5 protein-coding genes, 2 tRNA genes and 1 rRNA gene are annotated in these 10,587 nt (G+C 44.7%); 7 read left to right on the top strand and 1 reads right to left on the bottom strand.

Annotated features, from left to right (window positions below; translation table 11 throughout):
* Nucleotides 1-5 precede the first annotated feature (5 nt).
* Nucleotides 6-1,949 (top strand): RagB/SusD family nutrient uptake outer membrane protein, encoded by a 1,944-nt coding sequence (locus tag K429_RS0113870; RefSeq protein WP_026367261.1) that lies wholly within the window; start codon nucleotides 6-8, stop codon nucleotides 1,947-1,949.
* 145 nt (nucleotides 1,950-2,094) lie between these two features.
* The gene (locus tag K429_RS0113875; protein WP_007219601.1) at nucleotides 2,095-4,320 is read left to right on the top strand and encodes an alpha-galactosidase; all 2,226 of its coding nucleotides are present in this window, start codon (nucleotides 2,095-2,097) and stop codon (nucleotides 4,318-4,320) included.
* A 99-nt stretch (nucleotides 4,321-4,419) separates the two neighbouring features.
* On the opposite strand, the gene K429_RS0113880 is transcribed toward K429_RS0113875, so the two are convergent.
* Nucleotides 4,420-5,067: an HU family DNA-binding protein gene (locus K429_RS0113880; protein ID WP_007212139.1), complete on the bottom strand. Its 648-nt coding sequence runs from the start codon at nucleotides 5,065-5,067 to the stop codon at nucleotides 4,420-4,422.
* A gap of 332 nt (nucleotides 5,068-5,399) precedes the next feature.
* On the opposite strand from K429_RS0113880, the gene K429_RS0113885 reads away from it, so the two are divergent.
* The 5 genes from K429_RS0113885 (at nucleotide 5,400) to K429_RS0113915 (ending at nucleotide 10,581) form a co-directional block, all read left to right on the top strand.
* Complete coding sequence (locus tag K429_RS0113885; protein WP_026367262.1) at nucleotides 5,400-6,722, top strand: VapE domain-containing protein; 1,323 nt, start codon at nucleotides 5,400-5,402, stop codon at nucleotides 6,720-6,722.
* A gap of 434 nt (nucleotides 6,723-7,156) precedes the next feature.
* Nucleotides 7,157-7,630, top strand: coding sequence for a hypothetical protein (locus K429_RS0113890; RefSeq protein WP_007212142.1), 474 nt, complete (start codon nucleotides 7,157-7,159; stop codon nucleotides 7,628-7,630).
* A 998-nt stretch (nucleotides 7,631-8,628) separates the two neighbouring features.
* A 16S ribosomal RNA gene (locus K429_RS28715) occupies nucleotides 8,629-10,151 on the top strand.
* 198 nt (nucleotides 10,152-10,349) lie between these two features.
* Nucleotides 10,350-10,423: transfer RNA gene (locus K429_RS0113910), tRNA-Ile, on the top strand.
* Between the two features lie 84 nt (nucleotides 10,424-10,507).
* A tRNA-Ala gene (locus tag K429_RS0113915) sits at nucleotides 10,508-10,581 on the top strand.
* Nucleotides 10,582-10,587 lie beyond the last annotated feature (6 nt).

Below are 10,587 nucleotides of genomic sequence, written 5' to 3' on the forward strand. Positions count from 1 at the left end.
AGAACATGAAAAAGATATTATTTGCGATGACTGCAACCGCCATAGTGTTGTGCGCGACTTCTTGCTCGGATTATTTTCTGGATCTGACTCCTACAGACCAGCAAACTGAAGCCAACTACTACAAAAGTGCGAAGGAATTTGAAGTGGCAGCCAAAAGTACTTACAGCTTTTACGGATTCAAAGATATGTCGGAGACGGTCAACGGGACTAAATATACCAGAACCTTCTATGACATCATGGATAATAACTCCGACATCATCAGCGGGGTACATTCCATAGCGGCCGGCACGCAGGCTGCATCTACAAACGATACTTACTGGTCATTGTGCTATGCTAAAATCCGTAAGTGTAACGTTGTTATCGAAAAGGGTGATGAATATAGCGGTACGGATGATATCAGTGCCTCACTTGCCATAGCCCGCTTCTTTCGTGCCTACCAGTATTTCTATTTACTTCAGCGATTTGGCGGTGTCCCCATCGTTACAGAATCTCTTTCATCTACTTCCGGTGAACTGTATGCCCCTCGCAACTCGCGTTATGAGGTTGTGAAGTTGATATTGGACGATCTGGATTATGCGATTCTTCACCTTTCGGATGAGGCTGATTATGACGGCAAAGTGAGCCGGCAAGGTGCACAGGCTTTCAAGGCACGGGTGCTGCTGTTCGAAGGTACATGGGAGAAATATGTAGGTGTCACCACTGATGGGAATGGAACTTCGGAGGGAGCCGGAAGTAGCAAACCTTCCGATTATCCAAGTGTGGAAAGCATGCTGACCGAAGCGGCTTCACTGGCCAATGAAATCATTGTATCCGGAAAGTATGAATTGTGGAATGCCAAAGGTACGGCGTATGAAAGTATTGCCTATAACTACCTTTTCAATTTGGAGGATGAGGATACGAATCCGATGGGTTTCAAGAAAGATAAGAATCATGAGTTTATTCTCCAGATTGCTTATAACCATGATGATAACCGCATTGCCAAAAATGTCACCAAGTCTTTGGGAGGTGATAATAACCAGGCTAGTGCCATCACCATCAAGATGATGAATATGTTCCCTTGCACCACGGATGGTTTGCCCTATCTGTATTCCAAGGACTACAACGGATATGATAAACTGACGGATATTTTCGATAACCGCGACTCGCGTCTGACCTCATGCGTCAAAAGGCCGGGAGATATCTATTATTTCATGGGATCGAACGGTGCGGATAGAACTACTTATGCCAAAGCCGATTATGTGACGGTTTTTGACTTCCCTTCGGCATGTACTCCTTATTATCCCATTGTTCTTAATGCCGGGTATACGGGCTTTCAGAATCGTAAGATGTGTTCGGAGCGCAAAGATTATAGAGATGAGGATGAAGGTTATAACTATCCTGTACTTCGTTTGGCAGAAGTTTATCTGATATATGCGGAAGCCAAATGTGAGCTGGGGAATGGTGCCATCTCTGATGAAGATCTGAATAAATCCATCAATCTGCTGCATGATCGTGCCGGATCTGCCCGCATCAGTAATGCATCCGTGGCACAGGCCAACGCCAACTATCTGGCCAATACCGGTAAAGCCGGAAATATGACGGTGCTTGAACTCATTCGCAATGAGCGGGCTGTAGAATTACGTAATGAGAATTTACGCCCTTATGATTTGCTGCGTTGGGGAATTGCCGAAGAAGCATTGAACAGTAACCGCTCGGGCATTGTGGTGAAGAATCCTGACGGAACAGATACGGAGCTGGTAACGTTCAGCTATGAAGGAGGTGGAAATACTCAGACCTTATATTCTTCGGCTGCTGCCGTATATGGTTTTGAAACATTGGAAGATGGCTCAAAGGCGCTGATTATCAACGATAAGTCTCAGTTCAATATGCAACGTAAAAATTATCTGTATCCGATTCCTCTGTCGCAGATTCAGTTGAACCCGGCTCTGTTGCAGAATCCTGGATATTAATAGAAGAGTAGTTTACCGCTAAAGAAGATATACATGGTAAATGCTTGACCGATAAAACAGAAATACTCAAAAAGCAACGTCTCCTGAGTGCTTTTGAGTATTTCTGTTCATGTAATTGTATTAGTGCAAATAGAACATATATAGTATGAATGTTATTAGAAAAATCATTTTCCTGACTACGCTGTGTGGTGTGGTAAGTGGTCTGTGTGCCCAGAATATATCAATTTCTACCACTAAAACCTCCTTGGTACTTTCGGCTCCGGTCGGGGAGGAATTGAAATATATATATTATGGCAGTAAACTGTCGGAGGCGGATTTCCGGGCAATCAACAGTGCTGAGAAAGGTAATTTATCCGCTTATCCGGTCTATGGCTTGAATTGTCCGTCTGAAACTGCTCTGGCCGTACAGCACAGCGATGGCAGTATGGCGCTTCAGCTGGAAGTAGTGAACGTAGAAACCAGTCGGCAGAAAGATGCTGACCTGACAATCATATCCTTGAAAGACAAAGTATACCCCTTTTATGTAAAGGTCTGTTATAAAGCCTATCAGGATGTGGATATCATAGAAACATGGACCGAACTCAGCCATCAGGAGAAAAAAAACGTGACACTCAATCAGTTTGCTTCCGCTTATCTGCCCATCCGGCGGGGAAATGTATGGTTGTCTCATCTTTACGGAGCCTGGGCCAATGAAGGGCGCTTGTTGCAAGAGCCTTTGGAGCCGGGAATGAAAGTCATAAAGAATAGAGATGGAGTACGCAATTCACATACGGCACATGCCGAGGTCATGTTTTCGCTTGATGGACAACCTGTTGAGAATAGCGGGCGTGTCATTGGTGCGGCATTGTGTTATAGTGGGAACTACAAATTGCGCATCGACACGGACGACAGTGAATACCATCATTTTTATGCCGGTATCAATGAAGACAATTCGACATATCACCTGAAACCGGGTGAAGTGTTCAGGACTCCTGAACTGGCTTTGACTTACAGTGATGAAGGATTGAGTGGGAGCAGCCGTAATTTTCACCGCTGGGCCAGACTACATAAACTGGCCAACGGGACAAAACTCCGCAAGATACTCCTGAACAGTTGGGAAGGAGTTTATTTCAAGATCAATGAGACTGGAATGAGTCAGATGATGTCAGATATCGCCTCTTTGGGCGGTGAATTGTTTGTGATGGACGATGGCTGGTTCGGTGACAAGTATCCACGCAGAACAGACCGGTCTTCTTTGGGAGATTGGGTCGTTGATAAGGAAAAACTGCCTTCGGGTATCGGGGGATTGATTGATGAGGCTAAGAAACAGGGCATTAAGTTCGGCATCTGGATTGAACCGGAAATGGTGAATACCACCAGTGAACTGTATGAAAAACATCCGGACTGGGTGATCCGGGCTCCCGGGTATGAACTGGTTGCAGGCCGAGGCGGAACGCAGGTGGTGCTCGACTTGTCTAATCCCAAGGTGCAGGATTTTATTTTTGGTATAGTGGATAATCTGATGACAAAACATCCGGAGATAGATTACATCAAATGGGATGCGAATATGCCTATCATGAATCATGGCTCCGGTTATCTGGGTAAGGGAGAGCAGAGCCATCTGTATATAGCCTACCATCGGGGCTTCGAGTCAATCTGTAAGCGTATACGCAGCAAATATCCCGACCTGACCATCCAGGCCTGCGCTCAGGGCGGTGGCAGGGCGAACTATGGAGTACTACCCTATTTTGACGAGTTCTGGGTGAGCGATAATACCGATGCTTTGCAACGTGTGTATATGCAGTGGGGAACTTCTTATTTCTTTCCGGCCATGGCAATGGCTTCGCATATCAGCGCTACCCCTAATCATCAGACTTTCCGTACTATTCCACTGAAATTCCGTATTGATGTGGCTATGAGCGGACGTTTGGGAATGGAAATACAGCCCAAGGATATGACCGGTGAAGAAAAGGAACTTTGCAGGAAAGCCATAGCCGAGTATAAGGAAATACGTCCGGTAGTTCAATTGGGAGATATTTATAGGCTGGTATCACCTTATGATAAGTTGGGCGTAGCCTCGTTGATGTACACATCTCCGGAAAAAGATAAGGCTGTTTTTTATTGGTGGAAGACTGAACATTTCCGCAACCAACATTTACCGCGTGTGAAGATGGCGGGGTTGAATCCGCAAGGTAACTATCGTATCCGTGAACTGAACCGCATTGATAATCAGCCGTTAATCTTTGAAGGACAGATATTCAGTGGAGCATATTTAATGGCAAACGGTCTGGAAATTCCTTACGATCATTTGGTGGATAGAAACAAGAAAAGTGATTATTCCAGCAGAATACTTTATCTGATGGAAGTGAGCGTTTCAGATGTGAACAAATAACGTAAGTTTGGTACACATCACTTTTTTGAAGCACCCTTCCACACCGCTGCGTCCCTTTATTCATCGGGCATAGCGTGTGGAAGGGTGTTTTTTGTGGACTTATCTCGTTACGATCCGATCCCGGCTGACTCCATAATATCCTGCCGCCGGCACATATATCGGTTGTGTCTTTCTTCCTATATTTTCTATCTTTCCTTCCGCATTCAGCCGTTTCAGGTGCTCCGCTGCTTTAGACCGCATAAAGCCGCATATACGCTGGAAATCGGCACGTGTCATCAGTTGGTGTTCTGCAAAATACGCTTTCAGCCGCATATCTATCTCTACATCAGACAGTTTACCGGAGTGCCCGCTGTGCCTGAAGTTTTTCAGTTTCACGTTGCCCACCTCGTCCTTCAGCGCACGGTCGGCACGGAACTTGATACCTTTCAATCTCACCTTTTCATTTTTCCGGTCCGTCTCCCTCGTGATTCCTTTTTCACTTTTCAGTGTGGGGTAGAAATAGCCGATACCATCCAGGTGTACTTGCCGCCCTTCCGATAATTCCTCGCCCATCACATGAGAAAGCGCGTCGAGCACCGCCGACACATCAGTTTCAGTCAGCGAGCTGCGTTTCTGTATTTTTCGGCGGATTTCGTCGGTTCCTACTTTTCCATTGAGGGTGATGCGTGCATGGATTGTTGTTTTCTCAGTTTCGTCCGTTTCATTGTTCGGTACCGGAGTCTCATACCATTCAAAAAGTATTGCCATTGTTTGTCGTTTTACAATTGATGATGCAAATGTACCATATATATAAGGGAAGAGCAAATTTTGAACGGACCATTCATATCGTTTGATTATAGTCGGCAGGCTGGCTGATTGCAATCAACAAGCTTGCTGACAGTAATCAGTAAGCCTGCCGACTATAATCAAACGCTGCGGATGCCTTATGCAAAAGACGATGATCCCATATGTGAAATCACAACAAGATATACCTGCTTTATTAGTGCTGATTAGTTGAACGGATTTCTCTGAAACGTTTGCAAACAGACCTTTTATGATGCTAACTTCGTAGCATTAATCACTAAAATAGTAACAGAATTATGAAGACAAAATTAATGCGATTCATTACCTCTTTTTTTGAGAGTTGGAGAGAAGAAAAAAAAGTGCTGGCAAATCAGCCGGAATCTATTGTGGAGCACACGGATATTACCGTTGCGCGTTCCACAAACCATCCTGTTGCGGAACGTGTAAAGACCGTGCCGGTTAGTCTGACGGATCAGGTAAACCGCTTCCTGCAATCTACCTACGATTTTCGTTATAATTTGCTGACGGAAGAAACCGAATACCGTCCGGCAGATGGGAGAGGAGAGCCTTTTGCACCTGTGGGCAGGCGGGAACTGAATTCTTTCTGCCTCGAAGCGCATGCACGGGGCATTGCCTGTTGGGATAAAGACATCAGTCGTTATCTTTATTCTACCAGTGTACCCGGTTATCATCCTTTCCTTCTGTATCTGGACGAACTTCCGGCCTGGGATGGCATTGATCGTCTTGAAGCATTGGCGCACCGTGTTTCTTCTGATCCATTGTGGATAAAACACTTCCATATATGGTTGCTTGCCCTTACTGCACAATGGCTGGGCATAACGGGAAAGCATGCCAACAGTGTGGCTCCTATCCTTATCAGTACGGAACAAGGCTGTTTGAAATCTACCTTTTGCAAGAGTTTAATGCCCGAAACCCTGTCACGTTACTATTCGGATGAAGTGGAGTTGACTTCAAAGGGAAACGTCACCCGTAAAATGTCGGAAATGGGTCTGCTGAATCTCGACGAGTTCGATAAATATCCCGCTTCTAAAATGCCGTTGCTGAAGAATCTGATGCAGATGGCGGAGCTGAACCTTTGTAAAGCCTATCAGAGAAACTATCGCAACCTGCCGCGTATCGCCTCTTTCATAGGCACAAGCAACCGTTCCGATTTATTATCCGATCCTACGGGGAGCCGGCGTTTTCTTTGTGTGGAAGTGAAGGGGAAGATAGATTGTTCCCGCATTGTGCACAAACAAATCTATGCCCAGTTGAAGCAAGAGCTTCTGAAAGGTGCCCGATATTGGTTTACGGCAGAAGAAGAACATGAATTGAAGGAGCATAATAAGATGTTTCAGCGTCGCAGCATAATGGAAGAGGTGCTTTATGCCTGTTTCCGCCCTGTCACAGCCGAAGATCGGGATGAAATAGTGCAACGCCTTTCCGCAGCAGACATTTTCAAGGTTTTGAAAAGACAGAATCCAGCCGCCATGCGGGGAGTTAATTCGAATGCGTTTGCCCAGTTGTTGGCGCCATTGGGATTTTCCCGCTCACGTAGCCGTTATGGGAATTATTATGCGGTCATTTCTTTGTCCGAAAATATCCCTTCCACCCGCTAACCCCGATGAATCGGGCGTTTCAATAGTGTGGAAGGGTAGGGATACTCGCTATGAATATGGTAAAAGCTGGTTTGACTGAGGAAAACAAGAATAGATGCTCAACGGTTTTTAGAGAATCTTTTTTGATGAAATTCGAAACAAATGAATGCTTTTGTTGTTGAATGTGAAAAAAAACGTATCTTTGCAACTGAACACGTGACATGTGATATCTTTCATGGTTTACATGTCCTCTTCCGGTACCAGTAAAATGTGGAAATTTGACTAAAAAACCGGATGAGCGTAGCCTGTATCAGTCTTGGTACGGGCTTACTCTTCCTGTTTTTAGAGGTATCCACATACCTACTGGTAGGGAAGAAGTAAGACCCCGTACTTTTATAATATAAACCATTATAGCCGTATAGGGTTGATTTGAAACTTATTTAATCAAACACTATATGGCTAATTGGCTTTCTATACAAGCAGCTGCCGAAAAATACGGCGTAACTGAGGGGGTAATCCGGGAATGGATTCGGCTCAATTATTTGACAATCTCTTCTTTAAAGAGGGATCCTTTTGAAGATCCGGATCCGCTGGTGGATGCTGACGAACTCGATAGAGCTCTTGAGTTAAAATCGATGCAATCCTATCCTGACGATGAAACTATTGAGCGAATTCCGAGGGGGCATTTAGACTGGATTTATCAGGAGAATTCCCGATTAGCAAAAAAGAATGATGATCTGCGGGAAGAGAATTATTTGCATGTTCAGTGGGAGGCTAAGCTAAAAGCTGATTTAGATAAAATGATAGAGCTTACCGAGCGTTTGAACTCGTTGCACCAGAAAATAGCGGAAGACTATAAGTCTACGCTCAGTAGCCGATTTGATATTTGGTCTTCTTTCTGGCATTTACTCTTCTCCAAAAAGAAATAAAGACCTAACTTGATAACTAATACCTCACCTAACCAGTATATATTGTTTTTTTAATCCTTTTCATCTTGTGAGTACGGAGTTTCGTGAGGAGCTCCGTCTCTTTTTTGTATCCCCCCCTCTATTTCTATCCATTTCTCCTCCTCCCGGGAGGAGGAGTACCCCGTAGGGGGGAGGTGGTAGGTGAGTTAATCTACCTCCTTACACGCGCACGCATATATAATAATGTACCCCCTTCCAGCTCCTTTCATTCTCCCTTTCAAACTTATGTTCTACAACATCCTTATCAATCAGCCATTTACGAAATTGTTTCAAAAAAGTTTCGAAAAAAAGACAGATATGTTTGGAGTGAATGGATATATCGGCTACTTTTGCACCCGCTAACCAAGAGACGGTCAGCCTTGAAATTGACATTCTGACAGAAACGGCGTAGGAACTCCAACGTTTTTCTTTCCTTTAGCCTTTATTCCGATCAGGAATACAGCGTTCTAAAAGAAAAAAGAAAAAAAACTTCCGGAAATATTTGGAAGATATGCTTGAAAGTTCTTACCTTTGCACCCGCTTTCCGAGAAGAGGCTGACACAGAGTCGGCTTCCCTGATAGAGGCGGCGCTAAGAACTTCTTCTTCTTTTATCTCCCTTTCGCAAAGAGAGACGACGAGAAAAAGAAAAAAGAAAAAAAACTTTCGAAATTATTTGGAAGATATACTTAAAAGTTCTTACCTTTGCATCCGCTTTCTGAAAAGAAAAGCAGTTTTAAAAAGAAGCGATCTTTGAAGAATTTACATAAACAATACAAGTAGTACAAGAGCAGGTGCTTCGCAAATTAATAATTAAAAGTTAATAATTAAAGCGCAGCATCTGGGTATAAAAAAGAACCGTCAAGTAACTTATATATATAGGTAATTTGAAGACTTTTAATAAACCGAGCGTCCTGAACAGAGCAAAAACGCTGTCGCTTTTTAATAATTAATTATTAAAAAGCGCAGTCACAATACTTTTACAATGAAGAGTTTGATCCTGGCTCAGGATGAACGCTAGCTACAGGCTTAACACATGCAAGTCGAGGGGCAGCATGACCTAGCAATAGGTTGATGGCGACCGGCGCACGGGTGAGTAACACGTATCCAACCTACCGGTTATTCCGGGATAGCCTTTCGAAAGAAAGATTAATACCGGATAGTATAACGAGAAGGCATCTTTTTGTTATTAAAGAATTTCGATAACCGATGGGGATGCGTTCCATTAGTTTGTTGGCGGGGTAACGGCCCACCAAGACATCGATGGATAGGGGTTCTGAGAGGAAGGTCCCCCACATTGGAACTGAGACACGGTCCAAACTCCTACGGGAGGCAGCAGTGAGGAATATTGGTCAATGGACGAGAGTCTGAACCAGCCAAGTAGCGTGAAGGATGACTGCCCTATGGGTTGTAAACTTCTTTTATATGGGAATAAAGTGAGCCACGTGTGGCTTTTTGTATGTACCATACGAATAAGGATCGGCTAACTCCGTGCCAGCAGCCGCGGTAATACGGAGGATCCGAGCGTTATCCGGATTTATTGGGTTTAAAGGGAGCGTAGGCGGACTATTAAGTCAGCTGTGAAAGTTTGCGGCTCAACCGTAAAATTGCAGTTGATACTGGTCGTCTTGAGTGCAGTAGAGGTAGGCGGAATTCGTGGTGTAGCGGTGAAATGCTTAGATATCACGAAGAACTCCGATTGCGAAGGCAGCTTACTGGACTGTAACTGACGCTGATGCTCGAAAGTGTGGGTATCAAACAGGATTAGATACCCTGGTAGTCCACACAGTAAACGATGAATACTCGCTGTTTGCGATATACGGCAAGCGGCCAAGCGAAAGCATTAAGTATTCCACCTGGGGAGTACGCCGGCAACGGTGAAACTCAAAGGAATTGACGGGGGCCCGCACAAGCGGAGGAACATGTGGTTTAATTCGATGATACGCGAGGAACCTTACCCGGGCTTAAATTGCATCTGAATAATTTGGAAACAGATTAGCCGCAAGGCAGATGTGAAGGTGCTGCATGGTTGTCGTCAGCTCGTGCCGTGAGGTGTCGGCTTAAGTGCCATAACGAGCGCAACCCTTATCTTTAGTTACTAACAGGTCATGCTGAGGACTCTAGAGAGACTGCCGTCGTAAGATGTGAGGAAGGTGGGGATGACGTCAAATCAGCACGGCCCTTACGTCCGGGGCTACACACGTGTTACAATGGGGGGTACAGAAGGCAGCTACACAGCGATGTGATGCTAATCCCAAAAGCCTCTCTCAGTTCGGATTGGAGTCTGCAACCCGACTCCATGAAGCTGGATTCGCTAGTAATCGCGCATCAGCCACGGCGCGGTGAATACGTTCCCGGGCCTTGTACACACCGCCCGTCAAGCCATGAAAGCCGGGGGTACCTGAAGTCCGTAACCGCAAGGAGCGGCCTAGGGTAAAACTGGTAATTGGGGCTAAGTCGTAACAAGGTAGCCGTACCGGAAGGTGCGGCTGGAACACCTCCTTTCTGGAGCGACGCTCAGTCAAAATCAGAGATTTTGAAATTAATAATTAACAATTATAAATTAAAAACTCTCTGTACTAACAAATTAGAAGTTGGTTCTTTTGACATGCTACATAAGAACCTCTTGCACTACGCGTAGTTGTTTATATAATATATATTGAGAAAGAAGAAGCCGAGCCGCAAGGCGAGGTTGAACTCGACAGTCCTATAGCTCAGTTGGTTAGAGCGCTACACTGATAATGTAGAGGTCGGCAGTTCAACTCTGCCTGGGACTACTTCTTAAATTAGAAATTAGAAATTAAAAATTAAATTTACGACATCGCATTTTAATTTATAATTTATAATTTTTAATTAATGAAGGGGGATTAGCTCAGCTGGCTAGAGCACTTGCTTTGCACGCAGGGGGTCAACGGTTCGAATCCGTTATTCTCCACTCTGA

Source organism: Bacteroides sp. 14(A) (assembly GCF_000526555.1).
Taxonomy (GTDB): Bacteria; Bacteroidota; Bacteroidia; order Bacteroidales; family Bacteroidaceae; genus Bacteroides; species Bacteroides cellulosilyticus.

Excerpts from the sequence above, each read along its gene's own strand:
- K429_RS0113870 (WP_026367261.1), top strand. The coding sequence starts at position 6 with ATGAAAAAGATATTATTTGCGATGACTGCAACCGCCATAGTGTTGTGC.
- K429_RS0113875 (WP_007219601.1), top strand. The coding sequence starts at position 2,095 with ATGAATGTTATTAGAAAAATCATTTTCCTGACTACGCTGTGTGGTGTG.
- K429_RS0113880 (WP_007212139.1), bottom strand. The coding sequence starts at position 5,067 with ATGGCAATACTTTTTGAATGGTATGAGACTCCGGTACCGAACAATGAA.
- K429_RS0113885 (WP_026367262.1), top strand. The coding sequence starts at position 5,400 with ATGAAGACAAAATTAATGCGATTCATTACCTCTTTTTTTGAGAGTTGG.
- K429_RS0113890 (WP_007212142.1), top strand. The coding sequence starts at position 7,157 with ATGGCTAATTGGCTTTCTATACAAGCAGCTGCCGAAAAATACGGCGTA.